The 17,527-nt window shown below is 50.9% G+C and carries 15 protein-coding genes; 6 read left to right on the top strand and 9 right to left on the bottom strand.

All coding sequences use genetic code 11. The features are described from left to right. Positions 1-4: 4 nt before the first annotated feature. Both rsmH and mraZ read right to left on the bottom strand, forming a co-directional pair. Positions 5-943, bottom strand: a complete 939-nt coding sequence (gene rsmH, locus KU855_RS08735; RefSeq protein ID WP_218529910.1) for a 16S rRNA (cytosine(1402)-N(4))-methyltransferase RsmH — start codon at positions 941-943, stop codon at positions 5-7. Between the two features lie 24 nt (positions 944-967). Further along, entirely contained in the window at positions 968-1,438 is a 471-nt protein-coding gene (gene mraZ, locus KU855_RS08730; RefSeq protein WP_218529909.1) for a division/cell wall cluster transcriptional repressor MraZ, read from the bottom strand. Positions 1,439-1,812: 374 nt separating this feature from the next. Between mraZ and KU855_RS08725 the strand changes: the two genes are divergently transcribed. Then, positions 1,813-2,094 carry a hypothetical protein gene (locus KU855_RS08725; RefSeq protein WP_218529908.1) on the top strand — a complete coding sequence of 94 codons (282 nt, stop codon included), beginning with the start codon at positions 1,813-1,815 and terminating at the stop codon, positions 2,092-2,094. Here the strand turns inward: KU855_RS08725 and glpK are convergent. Next, positions 2,091-3,575 carry a glycerol kinase GlpK gene (gene glpK, locus KU855_RS08720; RefSeq protein ID WP_218529907.1) on the bottom strand — a complete coding sequence of 495 codons (1,485 nt, stop codon included), beginning with the start codon at positions 3,573-3,575 and terminating at the stop codon, positions 2,091-2,093. The genes KU855_RS08725 and glpK overlap by 4 nt on opposite strands. An 80-nt stretch (positions 3,576-3,655) precedes the next feature. Continuing rightward, positions 3,656-4,324: a response regulator transcription factor gene (locus KU855_RS08715; protein ID WP_218529906.1), complete on the bottom strand. Its 669-nt coding sequence runs from the start codon at positions 4,322-4,324 to the stop codon at positions 3,656-3,658. Positions 4,325-4,574: 250 nt separating this feature from the next. On the opposite strand from KU855_RS08715, the gene KU855_RS08710 reads away from it, so the two are divergent. From KU855_RS08710 to nrfD, 5 genes are all read left to right on the top strand, one after another. Then, positions 4,575-6,374: a PhnD/SsuA/transferrin family substrate-binding protein gene (locus KU855_RS08710; RefSeq protein WP_256260942.1), complete on the top strand. Its 1,800-nt coding sequence runs from the start codon at positions 4,575-4,577 to the stop codon at positions 6,372-6,374. Positions 6,375-6,428: 54 nt separating this feature from the next. Further along, entirely contained in the window at positions 6,429-6,668 is a 240-nt protein-coding gene (locus KU855_RS08705; protein ID WP_218529905.1) for a hypothetical protein, read from the top strand. A gap of 257 nt (positions 6,669-6,925) precedes the next feature. Continuing rightward, a complete protein-coding gene (phsA, locus tag KU855_RS08700) occupies positions 6,926-9,205 on the top strand; it encodes a thiosulfate reductase PhsA (RefSeq protein ID WP_371316338.1) in 2,280 nt (759 codons plus the stop codon). Positions 9,206-9,217: 12 nt separating this feature from the next. Then, positions 9,218-9,790: a 4Fe-4S dicluster domain-containing protein gene (locus KU855_RS08695; protein WP_218529903.1), complete on the top strand. Its 573-nt coding sequence runs from the start codon at positions 9,218-9,220 to the stop codon at positions 9,788-9,790. Beyond that, a complete protein-coding gene (gene nrfD, locus KU855_RS08690) occupies positions 9,787-10,734 on the top strand; it encodes an NrfD/PsrC family molybdoenzyme membrane anchor subunit (protein ID WP_218529902.1) in 948 nt (315 codons plus the stop codon). The genes KU855_RS08695 and nrfD overlap by 4 nt, the downstream gene beginning before the upstream one ends. A 131-nt stretch (positions 10,735-10,865) precedes the next feature. Here the strand turns inward: nrfD and KU855_RS08685 are convergent, their stop codons facing one another. From KU855_RS08685 to leuA, 5 genes are all read right to left on the bottom strand, one after another. Beyond that, positions 10,866-12,233, bottom strand: coding sequence for an outer membrane protein transport protein (locus tag KU855_RS08685; RefSeq protein ID WP_218529901.1), 1,368 nt, complete (start codon positions 12,231-12,233; stop codon positions 10,866-10,868). Positions 12,234-12,723: 490 nt separating this feature from the next. Next, the gene (leuD, locus tag KU855_RS08680) at positions 12,724-13,329 is read right to left on the bottom strand and encodes a 3-isopropylmalate dehydratase small subunit (protein ID WP_218529900.1); all 606 of its coding nucleotides are present in this window, start codon (positions 13,327-13,329) and stop codon (positions 12,724-12,726) included. Between the two features lies 1 nt (position 13,330). Then, positions 13,331-14,740 carry a 3-isopropylmalate dehydratase large subunit gene (gene leuC, locus KU855_RS08675; protein WP_218529899.1) on the bottom strand — a complete coding sequence of 470 codons (1,410 nt, stop codon included), beginning with the start codon at positions 14,738-14,740 and terminating at the stop codon, positions 13,331-13,333. After that, complete coding sequence (gene leuB, locus KU855_RS08670; RefSeq protein WP_218529898.1) at positions 14,740-15,825, bottom strand: 3-isopropylmalate dehydrogenase; 1,086 nt, start codon at positions 15,823-15,825, stop codon at positions 14,740-14,742. The genes leuC and leuB overlap by 1 nt, the downstream gene beginning before the upstream one ends. Further along, a complete protein-coding gene (gene leuA / locus KU855_RS08665; RefSeq protein ID WP_218529897.1) occupies positions 15,822-17,390 on the bottom strand; it encodes a 2-isopropylmalate synthase in 1,569 nt (522 codons plus the stop codon). The genes leuB and leuA overlap by 4 nt, the downstream gene beginning before the upstream one ends. Between the last annotated feature and the right edge of the window lie 137 nt (positions 17,391-17,527).

The following is a 17,527-nucleotide window of genomic DNA, read 5'->3' as shown; positions in this document are numbered from 1 at the left end:
CAACTTAGTTCGCCAAACGCTCAGCAACCCGCAGCACTGAACTGCGTGCTCTGGGATTGACGGCCAATTCAGCTTCAGACGGTTTTAACGCCTTACCTATGGGTTGCAAGGTCCGATTACGATTAATTTCAGCCTCGGTCACCGGCAAGCCATGAGGCACTTGTTCCCCTTGGCTATGACGGCGAATAAAACGCTTAACAATGCGATCTTCTAACGAGTGAAAACTAATAATCGACAAACGCCCTGCAGGCGCTAAAGCGCGCAAAGAGCCTTCTAATGCCTGATCGATTTGCTCGAGTTCGCTATTGATATAAATTCGGATTGCTTGAAAGACTCGGGTGGCTGGGTGCTTATTGCGCTCTTTTGATTTAGAAATACGGGCAATCAAGTCGGCCAATTGCTTGGTACGCTCGAACGGAGTTTCGGCGCGGTCTGCCGCGATACAACGGGCGATGTGGCGGCCATTACGTTCTTCGCCATAGGTTTTAAAGACCCAAGCCATGTCTTCAATTTCTGCCTTAGCCAACCACTGCGCCGCTGTTTGTCCACGGCTGTTGTCCATGCGCATATCTAACGGGCCGTCCCGTAAAAAACTAAAGCCGCGATCCGCATCATCGAGCTGAGGCGAAGACACCCCTAAATCCAACAATACTCCATCGATTTTGCCGGTCAGGCCTAACTCTTCCACATAGTCGGCTAACTGGCCAAAACCACCATGGACGATTTGGAAACGCTTATCATCGGCAAATCGTTGCGCCGCGGCGATGGCTTGTGGATCTCTGTCGATAGCAATCAATCGGCCATCGGCACCCAAACGATTGAGAATTTGCGCAGAATGGCCTCCACGGCCGAAAGTGCCATCAATATAGATCCCGTCGGGACGAATGTTGAGACCGTCGACGGTTTCTTGCAGCAATACGGATAAATGGGCAAATTCACTCATGTTTGTCTCTGTTTTCTGGTTTCACTACAGTGAAAAATCCGCCAAACGAACATTGTCCGCCAGCGGTTCATTAAGGATCACTTGTTGATCCATTTGTACTTGTTGTTGCCACTGCGCCTGATCCCACAACTCAAATTTATTGAGTTGGCCGACCAAGGTTAATTGCTTATCAAAGTGCGCATATTGACGTAATACGGGTGGGATTAATAACCGTGAGTTGGCATCTAATTCAATCTCATGAGCATGCCCAAGCAGCAAGCGCTTCAAGGCACGCTCCGCCGGCTGAGTGTCGGATAAGGTCAACAGCTTATCTTCAACTTTTTGCCACTCATCCAGGGGATATATCAATAAACAAGGCGAGTTAATGTCGACCGTCACCACAAGTTTACCGCGGTGATCATCAGTATTTTCGCGACACAAAGCCTCACGGTATCGCACTGGCATAGCGATCCGTCCTTTGGCATCAAGATTGAGTAAACTCGCCCCGCGAAACAATTATTATCTTCCTTTTTTAAGAGATACGATCCACCAATACCCACAAATTCCCACAACACTTAAGTTTAGGGACAGAAGGCAAGGCTTGTCAAGGATACCGTCGGGGTTTAAAGCCAGTCACCAAGCGGGTTAGCACTGTGTTTTTGGCATAACCGAGAAAGACATGAAAGTGGAAGATAGTGGGGGTGGGAGCACGCTCTGCCACTAAATATGACTGAAAAGAATCGCTTAAGTGGCGACCCCGTACCGATACCCATCATAAAAGTGGCGCAGTTTAACGGAAATCAGCCAAAAGCATCACGCCACAGATCACAAAAAAGGTTAAGATTTAATCATTACGGTCGATAAATAGACACGCTTATCCTTTGGAGGCAATGATGGGACTCGATAGCCTGTATGCCATGCTCGCTCGGCCAGTAACCGCAGCCATTAAACCCAAGCCCAAGATTGAACGAGTCAGTCAGGTCGCGCCCAGTGCCGCCGATGATCACCAAGAGACCTTGGCCGACTCACCTAACGGCTTAAGCAATGAGCCTAAAGAGCGGCGCAAGCAAGACCGGCGTCATCAACATCGGCGCCAAACTGAAGGGGAGCCTGAACGGGATCACCCCCCCCCAGCAGCGCGCCAAGGCGGTCATATCGATATTGAAATTTAGCTGAGGGTTTGTCTAACCGCTTGCTGCCATCCTTGATATAGCCCCTGGCGACTGACATCGTCAATTTCAGGTTCAAAACATTTATCGACAGTGGCCTTATGATCCAATTCACTGCTCGATTGCCAAAACCCGACCGCTAACCCCGCTAAAAATGCAGCGCCCATCGCCGTGGTTTCGGTTTGCTTGGGTCTGATGACTTGGGTATTGGTAATATCGGCTTGAAATTGCATTAAAAAATCATTGGCAACAGCGCCGCCATCCACCCGCAATTGTTTCAGGGGTAAGCCACTGTCTTTAATCATGGCGTCGAGTAAGTCTCGGCTCTGATAGGCAATGGATTCCAGCGCGGCCCGAATAATATGATTACGATTCGCGCCACGGGTTAATCCCACTAAAGCACCGCGGGCATCGGGGCGCCAATAAGGGGCACCCAAACCGACAAACGCCGGCACTAAATAGACGCCATTGGTGTTGGCAACTTTGGAAGCGAAATACTCGGTATCTTGAGCATCGCGGATCAACCCCAACTCGTCACGCAACCATTGAATGGTCGCCCCACCCATAAACACTGAGCCTTCGAGGGCGTAATTGACTTCACCGTTGGCGCCTATGGCAATCGTGGTTAGCAAGCCATGATGCGAACGCACCGCTTCAAGGCCGGTATTCATTAACAAAAAGCAACCGGTCCCATAGGTATTTTTGGCCATGCCTTTTTCAACACACAATTGTCCAAATAAGGCCGACTGCTGATCGCCAGCCACACCGGCAATGGCAATCTCTACGCCTTGGCCACCAATACGCGTCGAACCAAAAATCGATGATGAGGCCTGCACCTTTGGCAGCATGCTGGCGGGAATGCCAAACATCGCCAACAGCTCGGGATCCCAATCTTGCTGGTGAATGTTATACAACATGGTGCGTGAGGCGTTGGTTGGGTCAGTGGCGTGCACCGCCCCCTCGGTGAGTTTCCATAGCAACCAAGTATCTATGGTGCCAAACAGTAACTCCCCCTGCTCAGCTTGCGCCCGAGCGCCGGCGACATTATCTAAAATCCATTTGATTTTAGTAGCAGAAAAATACGGATCGAGCACCAGCCCGGTTCGTTCACGGATCAAATCTTGATGGCCCTCGGCCTGCAGTTGTTCACAAATCTCACTGCTGCGCCGACACTGCCACACAATGGCGTTATAAATGGGTTTGCCAGTATGCTTATTCCACACCACCGTGGTTTCGCGCTGATTGGTGATGCCAATGGCCGCCACTTCACGGCTGCGAATACCCGCCCGCGCTAACACTTCAATCAACACCGAACTTTGTGATGACCAGATCTCCATTGGATCATGTTCAACCCAGCTTGGCTGAGGATAAATTTGGCTAAACTCACGCTGTGACACCGCCACCAGATTTGCGTCATGATCAAAGACGATGGCACGGGAACTGGTTGTCCCTTGATCTAATGCCAGAATATATTTCTTGGTCACACTTGCATCCCGCTATGGTAGGTCTGAGCTAATTTAATCATAGCCCTAAACAGATTTCACCCACTCAAATTGACTATCTGTTATCGGCCTAGCGGCGCTAAGTCAGTTGATTCAAGCAATAATGGCGCTAATTTGACGAGTTCGGCCATATTGTTTGCTTCAAGCTTTTTCATGACCCGCGCGCGATGTACTTCGATGGTTCTCACCGCCACAAACAAGGTTTCAGCCATTTGTTTATTGGTGTAGCCATTGACCACCAGCTGAAAAATTTCTTTCTCACGCTCGGTCAACGTCGCAATGCGTTGCTGATGGTAACGCTTGCCTTGCTGGCGCCAACTGAGATCCAAACCATTCGCGAGCGCGTCAGCCAACACTTGTCCTGCCACCGGTTTTTGAAAGAAATCAAAGGCCCCATTTTTAAAGGCATCCACCGCCATCGGCACATCGCCATGCCCAGTTAAAAATATCACGGCTAATGGACTCGAGGCCTGATTGAGGCACTGCTGTAATTGCTGGCCACTGAGCCCCGGCATCCGCGAGTCTAGGATCACGCAGCCAGCATGCCGTAAATCCACCGCGGCTAAGAAGCTATCGCCACTGTCAAACCAGCGAACTTGATAACCAAAGCCCTCCAATAAATACGACAGAGAATCGGCTATCGCCGCATCGTCGTCGACTAAATACACCGGGCCATTTATCGCCTGCGAGGCCCATTCGCCTCCAAGTTCAACTGTCGCAGTCTCGCTCATTGTCTTCCCCTATACGGCATCGCCAACTACTGTCGATAACAGCAGTCATACTCACCAGATAAGAGAGTGATATCGCAGTTTTAACCATTAAGCGATTCCAATAGTCGAAACTTTGATATTGACCACATAGGAGATCTGCCGCCTTAGCTTATGGTTAGCAAAATTCCCTTACTCGAGTCTTTACTTGCTAACTCAGCGGCTAACGATCAGCAACTTCATCAGGGCTTTGTCGGTGACATTACCCCTATTGATGCTCTTGGTACTCATGGGGTTACTCTGTGGCAAGTCGGCGTTTGCCAATAATCTCGAACAGGCCAAGCACAGCCCGAAGACCAGCTTGCGGGTCGGTGTCCTTGCCAACTGGGGCTACCAAGCCGCGGTTGATCGTTGGCAACCTATGATGCGCTATTTGGAAAGTCAGGTGGAACACACCAGTTTTCAGGTTCACCCGGGCTCATTTGAAGAACTAAATTTAGCACTGCATCAGGGCGAAATTCAGTTTATCGTGACCAATCCCGGCCAATATTTATTTCTGTCGCAACAATACCCTCTGTCATGGTTAGCCACCATGCGCTCACGCCAGCATAATGGCACCACCTCGGCCATCGGCTCGGCTATCGTGGTTCGGGCCGACAGTGATTATCGTACCTTGTATGATCTTAGCGATAAAGTGATCGCCGCCAGTGGACGCCACGCCCTCGGTGGTTATCAAGCGACCGTTGGATTGATGCACAAGTTGGGCATGGATCCTGACCACTTTTTTGCTCAAGTGAAATTTTTAGGTTTCCCACTGGATGCCTTGGTGTACCAAGTGCGAGATGCCAATGTCGATGCCGCCATCACTCCCTTGTGTACCATTGAAGAAATGAGTCAACGCGGCCTCATCAATGCCAACGACTATCGAATCCTTAACCCTAGCCGCCCCAACGGTTTTGATTGCCAATGTTCGACTAATCTCTACCCTAACTGGTCATTTGCCGCTAGCGAGCGGGTCGATGTGGCGCTGACCAAAGACATTACCCAAGCGTTAATGCAACTGCCAGAAAACCATCCCGCGGCAATAGCCGCCAACCTCAAAGGCTGGACCTCACCTATCAGCCAACTTGAGGTCATCAAGTTATTTAACGATCTCCAGCCGCCAGAGCAGAGTGTCGGCAGTTGGCAAGCACTGAAGCATTGGTTCGATAATAACCGCCACTGGGGGATTTTGGCGGTATTTATCTTCCTTATCGCCACCATTTATCATTTGTGGATTGAATACAAGTTCAGGCAAAAGAGCGAGGCATTATTGCAATCAGAGCGGCAACTCAAGCAAAAAGCAATTGCGCTTGAACGCTTACAAAGTGCGGCAATTATTGGCGAAATTGGCGCCGGTCTGGCCCATGAAATAAATCAACCCATAGCTGCGATAACCAGTTACAGCGAAGGTGGCATTATGCGCCTCCAACGGCAAGGGGCCAGCGATGCGGATACCTGCATTGCCTTATTGCACAAGATCCACCAGCAATCGATGCGCGCAGGTGACGTCGTGCACCGCATTCGCGGTTTGCTAAAGCGCCGTCAGGCGGTAATGCAAGACGTAAATTTATTAACCTTAGTCGATGAAAGCATTGCCCTACTTAAACTCGAGTTAGCACGTCACCAAGTGCAAGTGAGTACGCAGGTAAAAGGCGAGCCTTACTTTGTCAGCGCCGATAAGGTCGGCATCCAGCAAGTGATCGTCAATCTGATTAAAAACAGCCTAGATGCCATTGCTGAACAGCTCAGCAACGAGCACGCCGAGATCATGGTGGTGTTTGATTTCCAACCGTCACAAGTCAATGTGCAGTTTATCGATAATGGCACCGGCCTCAGTGTGCCCAGTGATGAGCTGATTGCCACTTTCTATACCACCAAAGAACAAGGTTTAGGGCTCGGTCTTGCCATTTGCAATGACGTAATCAAGCAACACCATGGCTTATTATTCCTGACCAACCGCCCGCCACCGGCGCAAGGCTGTATTGCCGAAATTCGCCTCAAACGGCGCGGGAGCGAACACGCTGTCAGTTGAATCTGACCATCCCAATAGTTTATACCAATAGATGACCCCGCCGAAGAACGCCCTATGAAAGCCATCCTCGCAGGATTTTCCATCAGCGCCCCCCTAGGGCTCTTAGTGGGGCTGGGCATGTGTTACGCCGCTTGGCAACACAATCCTCAATGTGAATTCCACTGTGAAGGCAGCATTAATGGGCTGGCGCTGTTCACGCTATGGGCGAGCTGGTTTATCACTATCACCTTGATAGCTGGGGTCGTCATTAGCCTACTGTGGTACCTTGTGAGCCGCTGCCTTAGTGGCAATTAACCCCTGCAATCCGCGCTAAAATGGCGCCAGCAGCCTTTATCTCGCAAAAATTGAGCGGATGTGGTTTACCACAATAGACACGCTCGCGCTGCCATGCTGGTCAAAAATCAAACTTTGAAGCACTTCACATTCACTGCATGCCATCCTACGACATGTGGTTTACCACAATAGCGAACCCCCATTCGTCTCGGCACACTGCGACTAAACCACTGAGTCTAACGACTCACCCTTAGCAAGCACACATGGGGATAATCATAATGAAACTTGATCGGCGAACCTTTATTAAAGGTGCCGGCGCAGGCACCGCCAGTTGTGCCTTAGCCACCATACTGCCAGGGTCATTGGCGGCGCTAGAACCCACAGAACTCAACGGCTCGGCGACCAGTGTCGCCAGTATCTGTGAAATGTGCTCGACCCGATGCCCGATTTCGGCGCGTATCGTCAATGGTAAGAACGTGTCCATTTTAGGCAATGAAAAAGCCAAAGCCTTTGGCGGTGCAGTTTGTGCACGTGGTGGCGCGGGTCACAGCCAACTCTATGATAAGCAACGTATCGTTAAACCACTCAAGCGCGTAGGCGAGCGCGGTGAAGGCCAATGGCAAGAAATCGAATGGGATGAGGCTTATCGCATCATTGCTGACAATCTCAATCGAATTAAACAGCAGCACGGCCCTGAAGCCGTGGCGTTTTCGTCTAAATCAGGCTCGCTGTCGAACCACTTATTTCATTTAGCCCAAGCCTTTGGCACGCCCAATACCTTTACCCATGCTTCCACTTGTCCTGCCGGTTATGTCATTGCCGCCAAAGCCATGTTTGGTGGCAAAATCAAGCGGGATTTAGCCAACTCAAAATACATCATTAACTTCGGCCATAACCTGTACGAAGGCATCAATATGTCCGAAACCCGCGGCATGATGCATGCCCAAATGGAAAAGGGCGCCAAATTGGTGGTGTTTGAACCTCGCTTCTCGATTGTCGCTGACAAAGCCGATGAATGGTATGCGATTAAGCCTGGAACCGATGTCGCCGTCGCCTTAGCCATGTGTCATGTGCTGATCGAAGATAACCTCTACGACAAGGCTTTTGTCGCTCAATACGTCAGTGGCTTTGAGCAATTTGCTAACGAAGTTAAAGCCTATACCCCAGAGTGGGCCGAGTCGATTTCCGATGTGCCCGCCGAAGATATTCGCCGTATCACTCACGAATATGCCGCCGCAGCGCCACATGCCTGTGTTGACTTTGGTCATCGCTCCAGCTTTACCACCGAAGAATTTGAAATGCGTCGCGCCTTGTATGCCGCCAACGTCTTGATCGGTAATATCGAGCGCAAAGGCGGTCTGTATTTTGGCAATAAAGCGGCCAGCTATAACAAGTTTGCTGGCGAAACTGTCGCCCCCGTTCTGGCTAAGCCTGGGGTCAAAGATATGCCGAAGCCGACAGCCAAACGCATCGACATGGTGGATGAGCAATATGCCTTGATGTGGTCATCGGGCGGTATTTATCAAACCATTTTGGATGCGACCTTAACGGCCACCCCCTACCAATTACAGGCTTGGGTGATGTGCCGCACCAACCCGATGCAAACCATGACAGATCGTGCCCGCATTGTGGACACCCTGAAAAAGTTAGACTTCGTGGTGTGTTGCGACATCTACATTAGCGAAAGTGCCGCTTATGCCGATATTTTCCTGCCAGAGTCGACCTACCTTGAGCGCGATGAAGAAATCGCCGACAAGTCGGGCAAAACTCCCGCCTATTATGTTCGTCAACAGGTCGTCGAGCCCATCGGTGACACTCGCCCTAGTTGGCAAATATGGAAGGAAGTCGGTGCCAGCTTAGGCCTAGGTCAATATTTCCCATGGGAAAATATGGACACCTTGCAGATGTTCCAAGTCGGCAGTGATATCGCCCTACTCAATAAGATTAAACAAGATGGCTTTGTAAGCTTCGGCAAACCTTTGATGCTGCGTGAGCGTGCCATGGTGCAACAATTCGTTGCCAGCTATGCCAATGCTAAGACACCCGATGAAGATGGCACCTATGCCAGCAGCCTCAAGTTTAAGACCCCAAGTGGCAAAATTGAACTGAGCTCAGACAAAGTGGAAGCCATGGCACCGGGACGCGGGGTGATCCGCTACCGTGAAGTCACCATGAAAAAGGCCGACGAATTGTTCTTTATTCAAGGCAAGGTGGCAGTGCATACCAACGCCGGCACCCAAAATGTTCCCATGCTGGCCAACTTGATGTCTGACAATGGCATATGGATCCACCCGCTCACCGCCGGTTTACTCAATATCCGCAGTGGCGACAAGGTCCGCCTCTATAACGATACCGGCAGTGAAGAAGGCCATGCCTTAGTCACCCCAGGGATCCGCCCAGACACAGTATTTGCCTATATGGGCTTTGGCTCAAAGAACAAAGAACTGGCGCGAGCCACCGGCAAAGGTGTCCATTGCGGCAACTTACTACCTCATATCACCTCACCAGTCACAGGCATGAACCTGCATACCACTGGGGTGAAGATCGCCAAGATTTAATCGGAGTTCAATATGACCAAGCGTTATGTTCTCGTGCACGATGAAAACAAGTGCATTGGCTGTCAGGCATGTAATGTTGCCTGTCGCAGTGAAAATAGTGTGCCAGAGTCAGTGACTCGGCTACAGGTGCGGATCGAAGGTCCTTACGGTAACTACCCGCACCTGCATTTTAAGTACAACCGCGTCTCTTGCGAGCAATGCGAAAATGCCCCATGCGTTAAGGTGTGTCCAACTGGGGCCGCCTATGTCGATGACAATGGCATTGTCTCCATTAACGAAGGCAAGTGCGTCGGTTGCCTGTATTGTGTTGCCGCTTGCCCATACAAGGTGCGCTTTATTAACCCCGAAACCCGGGTACCCGATAAGTGTAACTATTGCAAAGACACCCGGTTGGCGCGAGGTGAACAGCCCGCGTGCGTGAGTGTCTGCCCAACTCAAGCCTTAGTGTTTGGCGATGCTAACGACCCTGACAGTGAAGTACGTCATGTGCTCGACACTAAAACCAGCTATCAGCAAAAGGTTAATCTGGGCACGCAGCCACGTTTATACCGTATTCCCGGTCGTAAAGGAGGGATCCAAGCATGAACAATATCTGGGGCTCGATGGAGCAATACGATCCCGTCGTCTGGAACTGGATCATCGCCGTGTACCTGTTTATGGCAGGCTTATCCGCTGGCTCAATGCTGGTTGCAATCGGCTTAAAGTGGTACAAACAAAATCATGGTCAACCCTGCGAAGGTTTACCAGTGATCAAAGCGGCGGCCGTGATAGGCCCGGTCGCAATTTGCCTGGGCATGATGCTATTAGTACTCGACTTAACCAAGCCGTTTGAGTTCTACCATATCTTGCTCAATTACAACCTCACCTCGGTGATGGCGTGGGGGGTGATCGCCCTGCTGTTATACATTCCCTTGGTCTTTGTGTTTGCCGCCTTGGTATTTGAACAACAAGTACTGCGCTTGGCACCTTGGCTCGGCGGCCTGCTTAAGGCGTGTCGCCAAGTGGAAGGCAGCATTAATAAACTGATTTTCGCGTTGGCATTGGGGGTTGGTGTTTATACCGGTTTCTTGTTATCGGCACTGATCAGCTACCCGATCCTCAACACTGCGGTGCTGCCTGCGTTATTTTTAGCGTCGGCATTATCGGTAGGCAGTGCCGGTAATATTTTGGTGGCAACCTTATTCTTCAGCAAGAAAGAGTCGGATTGTATTGAGCAAGTTCACCGGATTGAATACCCAGTGGCCTTTAACGAAGCCCTGTGTCTGGTGTTACTGTTTGTGGGGCTTAACTTCTCGGGCCCAGCAGCTCAGGCGGCGACAGCGGCCATTACCACCGGCGCTTGGGCCAGTGTGTTCTGGATTGGCGTAGTTGGGCTGGGCTTAGCCGTGCCAGTGCTCGCCTCGACCTTGGCCCCCAAGTCATGGAAACACAGCAAGGGATTTTTAATTGCGGTCTCTAGCTGCACCATTATTGGCGTGTTAGCACTGCGACATTTTGTGGTATATGCCGGCCAAAGCTACATCAGCTAAGCGAGTCGAACCAAAAAAGAAAGGGTGCCACAAGGCACCCTTTTTACTTGTCTATACCAGTTAGCACTTATAACTAGCCTGTACGCCGACCTAAATGACGGTGCCACGGGTGTTTACTAAGAAGGCACCCGTTAGAACTTGTAGCTGGCCTGTACGCCGACCAAGATGATATTGCCACTGGTGTTACCCATGAAGGCTCCACCAAATAATGCGGCAGAATTATCCGAAGCGATTCCAGGACGCGGTTCAACCACTGGCGATTCGTCGGCAATGATATAAGTGACACCAAAGTCCATATCAAACTGCTCGCTGAACTGATAACCATAACCGGCACTCAACCAAACGCGATCCATCTCCGGAATGGTGATGGTGCGGTTAGCATCCGACACGGCTGACATGTCGTAAGCGACACCGGCACGCAAGGTCGATTTTGCATCTAAATGATAGGTAGCGCCCAAGGCAAAACGATAGCTGTCTTCCCAGTTTTCTTGCTTAACCAATTGGGTTGGCTCTCGCAGCGACGGAATGTAGGCTTCTAACTTGTCAAACGAGCTCCAACCCGTCCAGTTGACACTGGCATGCAAGGCCAGTTGTGGCGTGACCTGATGGAACGAGGCAATTTCGGCCGTCGCCGGCAGGCTCAAGTCCATTGAACCATCGAGCTTCATCGAAGGATCCAGTGGATTAAACGCGAACCCATGGGCTTCGCCTTCTAAGGTCTGATCTACGGCCGAACGGTAGTTCACCCCAATGCGGTTATTCGCATCCAATTGCCATGCGGCACCTAACTGCCAACCCCAAGAAATATCATCACCCTTCATATACTTAAGGGTAGTACCTTTCGCAACAGGAATCGTGCCAGGCGTACCTGGGATCACGGCACCAATCGGTAAGTCGATATCGGCACTGCTTTTAGCGCCAATGCTGCCCTCACCTAAGATCATGCGCACCCCAGCACCCACACTGAAATTGTCATTCACACGATAGGCAACGTTGGGATTAATTTCGATGGCGGTGATCGACGCTTCGTTACCAAACTGAGTGCCAAGGAACTCATCATCGAACTCGGTTGCCATGCCAAAGTTGGTGCCTAAGGCTAAGCCGACAAACCATTGGTCATTAAGCTGATGGGTCATAAAGAAATTAGGGATCACCGCATCGCCCGCGATATCTTTCGCGGTAGTGGCTACCGGAGGCGCAATGGGTTGGCCACTCATATCTACAAGGACCGAATAACCTTCGACATCGATATTTGGCATAACCAAAATGGCACCGGCGGTCATTTGCGTGCCGTTAAGATAGGTCATCATGGCCGGATTACGGAACTGAGTCGCCGCGTTGTCGGCCATCGCCGCTTCACCAGCAAACGCACGACCCAAACCTGTGGCCGAGGTTTCTGCCAATTGAAAACCGGCAGCCTGTACGGTTGCAGTCATACCCAGTAATGCTGAACTGACCGCCAACGACGTCACGGCCAAAGAATGAATCTGTTTTTTCATTATTTTTCTCTGCTTGCTTGCTGAATAAAATAGAGTATTAACTCAATTTCTTGAGCGGCAGTGTACCCGCGCAGCATATCTTTGCAAGCATTCGCCATAAAACAGCATGATTATCTGGCGCAATTGGCCATCACAGCAAAATGAGTGACCCACATCACCGAAGCTCGCCAAAAATAGCGCACAAAACCAAAAATTAATTCGCTGACACGCCTATCGCCCAATCAAGTAAAATTAAGCAAGATATTGATAATAAGCAGATATTTACAAAAACTATCGTGACACGCTTGTTTATTGAAATTCCATCGTTCAAATAGCATATTTCACTAGTCACACCAAATAATGATAATTAAACTCGGAACACACCAAAATATAATCGATTAAATACAATAAGTTAAATGCGATGGCGCAGTAAGGAATAACGCCCACTACTTTAGTGATATCTAAGTTAGTGGGCGTTATTAGTACACCAAGGTACACGTGTGTGCTGAAATTAGCGGTAATGCGCGGGGATTTGCGCTTCGAAATGGCTGATGGCTTGCTGATGTTCTAAGGTCAAGCCGATAGCATCGAGCCCTTTGAGTAAACGCTGCTTTGCTGGAGCATCAATATCAAATAAAAATACCTTACCGGTCGGCGATGTCACCGTTTGCGCGGCCAGATCGATACTGACTAACGTGCCCGCCACCGCATCCACGTCAGCCACCAGCTTAGCGATATCTTCGCTGGCTAAGACGACTGGCAGCAAGCCGATATTGAGCGCATTGCCATAGAAAATATCCGCAAATGATGGTGCAATGATGGCGCGCAAACCAAAGTCCGCCAAGGCCCATGGCGCATGTTCACGACTCGATCCACAACCAAAATTCTCGCCCGCAATCAGTATGCTGGCGCCTTTATACCTGTCTTGGTTGAGGGCGAACTCAGGATTCGGTTCCAACCCCGCGTCATCGAGATAGCGCCAATCATGAAATAAATGCACCCCAAAACCTTCACGGGTCACTTTGGATAAAAACTGCTTGGGGATGATTTGGTCCGTGTCGATATTGGCATTATCTAACACCACAGCTAATCCCACTTCTTGGGTAAATGCTTGCATATTATAGCTCCTTGGCCGTGGTACGAATATCAATAAAATGGCCAGCCACTGCCGCTGCCGCTGCCATGGCAGGACTGACTAAATGGGTACGACTGCCCCGGCCTTGGCGTCCTTCAAAATTACGATTACTGGTAGAAGCGCAGCGATCACCGGCCTCTAATTTGTCATCATTCATGGCCAAACACATGGAGCAACCGGGGAGGCGCCACTCAAAACCAGCATCTTTAAAAATCCTGTCCAAGCCTTCAGCCTCGGCCTGCTGCTTGACTTGACCCGAGCCCGGCACCACGATGGCCGTCACCCCAAAGGCGACACGCTTGCCTTTAGCTTCGATAGCGGCCGCGCGTAAATCTTCAATCCGCGAGTTAGTGCAAGAGCCAATAAATACTTTATTGATTGAGATATCCGTCATGGCTGTCCCCGGCGCTAAACCAATATAGTCCAGTGCCTTTTGCAGGGTCGCGCGCTTAGCGGGATCGGCTTCGAGGGCGGGATCGGGCACGCAACCATCGATGGCAACCACTTGACCTGGGTTTGTGCCCCAAGTGAGCTGCGGGGCTATCTCGGCAGCATCCAAAGTCACCACGGCATCAAATACGGCGTCATGATCTGACTGTAACTGTGACCATGCGCCAAGTGCTTGCGTCCATGCATCACCTTTCGGGGCAAACTCACGGCCCTCTAAATAGGCAAAAGTCGTCGCATCAGGGGCTATCATGCCGGCTTTCGCGCCCATCTCAATGGCCATGTTACATACGGTCATCCGCCCTTCCATCGACAAGGACCGAATCGCTTCACCGCAAAACTCGACCACATAGCCAGTGCCGCCGGCGTGGCCGACTTTACCTATGATGGCCAACACCAAGTCTTTCGCGGTAATGCCTGGCGCCAATTGGCCATTGATTTCAATTTTCATGGTTTTGGCGGCTTGCTGACGCAAAGTTTGGGTCGCCAATACATGCTCAACCTCGCTGGTGCCTATGCCAAACGCTAACGCCCCAAAGGCCCCATGGGTGGCGGTATGGGAATCACCACAGACAATCACACTCCCGGGTAAGGTCATGCCAAGCTCTGGGCCCATAACATGAACAATCCCTTGATTAGGATGGTGGATGTCATACAGCCGGATACCAAAGTCACGGCAATTACTAGCTAAGGTATCCACCTGAATGCGTGCCTCAGTACTGAGCGCATCTAGGCTGGCACTGCGCGTCGAGGTATTATGATCCATGGTGGCAAAGGTTTTTTGGGGCGCACGCACGCTTCGCCCCGCGGCAACGAGACCGGCAAAGGCTTGCGGTGATGTCACCTCATGCACTAAGTGTCTATCGACGTACAAAATAGGCGCCTCACCCTCAGGTTCTGCCACCACATGTTGCTGCCATACCTTGTGATATAACGTTTGTGCCATTACGCCTCCTCCTTGATTGCTTGGGCAATATAATCACCGACTTGTGCCGTACTATAACTGGCACTGCCTTGGGCTAGTTCTTTGGTCACGACCCCATCGATCAAGGCCTTAGCCACCGCGCGCTCAATCGCGGCAGCCGCGGCATCTTGCTGTAAGCTATGGCGCAACAATAAGGCCGCCGATAAGATTTGTGCGATGGGATTGGCAATGCCGAGTCCGGCGATATCGGGGGCGCTGCCTCCGGCGGGCTCATACAAACCAAAACCAGAACCATTCATCGAGGCGGACGATAACAGGCCCATCGAGCCGGTTAACATGGCGATTTCATCAGAAATAATGTCGCCGAATAAATTGGAGCACAGCATCACATCAAATTCATGGGGGCGCCGCAGTAATTGCATGGTGGCATTGTCGATATAGATGTGTTCGAGCTCCACGTCACAATACTCTTGTGCCACCTCTTCGACGACCTCACGCCACAGTACAGAGCAGGCTAAGACATTGGCTTTATCAACCGAGGTCACCTTGTTGCGACGCTGGCGGGCGGTATCAAAAGCAATGGTGGCGATGCGGCGAATTTCGCGGCGGCTATAACGCATGGTATCGAAGGCCTCTTCTGCCTCGCCCTCACCTTGACGCCCTTTGGGCTTGCCAAAGTAAATCCCTCCGGTCAGCTCGCGCACACACACCACATCAAAGCCACGTTCAGCAATGTCACTGCGCAGCGGTGACAAGGCTTCCAAGCCTTGATGCAACTTGGCTGGGCGTAAATTACAAAACAGTTCAAAATGAGCCCGAAGCGGTAGCAGTGCGCCTCGCTCGGGTTGCTGCTCCGGCGGGAGTCCTTCCCATTTAGGGCCACCGACCGAGCCAAATAATATGGCATCGCTGGCCGCACAACCGGCTAAGGTTTCCGCTGGCAACGGCGTGCCATGCTTATCAATGGCAATACCGCCAACATCGTAGGCACTGTATTCAATGTCGAGGGCGAACTTTTGCTCGACCACCGCCAAAACTTTACGGGCTTCTGCCATCACTTCGGGGCCGATCCCATCGCCAGCCAATACCGCTATTTGATAACTCATACTGTCCCCATCTCCCTGTTTTCTTGGATCCGTTGCTTCTGGCTAGCGACCATATCGGCACGCCAAATTAAGTTCATCACATGGATAAGTGCCTGCGCCGAGGCTTCGACCACATCGGTCGCCAACCCGACCCCATGAAAATTCTGCGCTTGGTAACGTGCACTAATGTCGACCTGCCCCAAGGCATTTTGACCTTCACCCTTGGCGCTGAGTTTGTAATTATTTAACTCAATATGGCGGCCACTCGCCTCAGCGATGGCCTTATAAGCCGCATCCACAGGTCCAATACCTTCGGCGCAGGTTTGCACCACAGTGTCACCACAATTTAAGCTCACCGTCGCCACCGCAGTGCCGGTTTTAGAGTCTGAATTGACTTGGAGCTGCGATAAACTAAAGTGATCATCGCTGTGTTTTCTCGCGCCGATAAAGACTAAGGCTTCTAAGTCATAATCAAATACTTGGCCTTTTTTATCTGCCAGTTTGACGAAGTCGTCATACAAGGTATCGAGATTAAAGTCGCTCTCTTGGTAACCCATTTCAGCCATTCGATGTTTAATCACATGCCGGCCAGAACGCGAGGTCATATTGAGGTTATTGCGACTCAGGCCGATGCTTTCTGGGGTCATGATTTCGTAGGTGTTTTGCGCTTTTAACATGCCATCTTGATGGATGCCCGACGAGTGGGTAAAGGCATTGCCCCCCACAATCGCCTTATTGGCTTGCACTGGCATATTGCACAGCTGGCTGACGAGCTGTGACGTGCGATGAATTTCTTTAGCCTTAATATTGGTGCTGACACCGAGCAAATCTTGGCGGGTGGCCAATATCATCGCGATTTCTTCCAATGAGCAATTGCCTGCCCGCTCACCGATGCCATTGACCGTACACTCAATTTGACGCGCTCCGTGCTGCACGGCGGCAATTGAATTGGCCACCGATAAGCCTAAATCATCATGGCAATGCACCGAGATGACGGCTTGATCGATATTAGGCACCCGATTAAATAAGGTGTGAATAATGCCTGAAAACTCCGACGGCACCGTGTAACCGACAGTGTCGGGAATATTGACTGTGGTGGCTCCTGCCTTGATGGCCTCCTCCACCATGCGGCATAAGTTATCAATCGGGGTACGGCCCGCATCTTCACATGAAAACTCCACATCATCGGTAAAGCGCCGCGCGTGCTTGACCGCATGGACTGCCATGGCGAGCACATCATCAAACGAGCGCTTCAATTTACTCTCAACATGAATAGTGGAGGTCGAAATAAAGGTGTGAATGCGAAACTGCTCCGCGACACTCAAGGCGCCGGCGGCGGCATCAATGTCTTTTTCCAGCGCTCGTGCTAAGGCACACACTCGGCTATGACGAATTTGCCGCGCAATGGTTTGCACTGAATGAAAATCACCCGGTGACGATACCGGGAAGCCGACTTCCATCACATCAACACCGAGGCGTTCGAGTGCCAGCGCAATCTGCAGTTTCTCATTAACAGATAAACTGGAGGCAAGTGCCTGCTCCCCATCCCTTAGTGTGGTATCGAAAATGATGACCTTGTCAGACATAACGTTCTCCATCTAGCTGCATGTATGGCTCGTTGTCGGCAACCCATTCGCTTAAAAAAAAACCCCGCTGTGGTGGCGGGGTTTAGTGATTTGCTGAATATATCATTCTGGTAGCACTAAACTCTCCGCGCAGTCAT

The sequence above is a fragment of the Shewanella sp. NIFS-20-20 genome, assembly GCF_019209865.1.
In the GTDB taxonomy this organism is placed as follows: Bacteria; Pseudomonadota; Gammaproteobacteria; order Enterobacterales; family Shewanellaceae; genus Shewanella.
The sequence above is the reverse complement of the archived record's forward strand: the minus strand, read 5'-3'. Positions and strand labels throughout refer to the sequence as shown.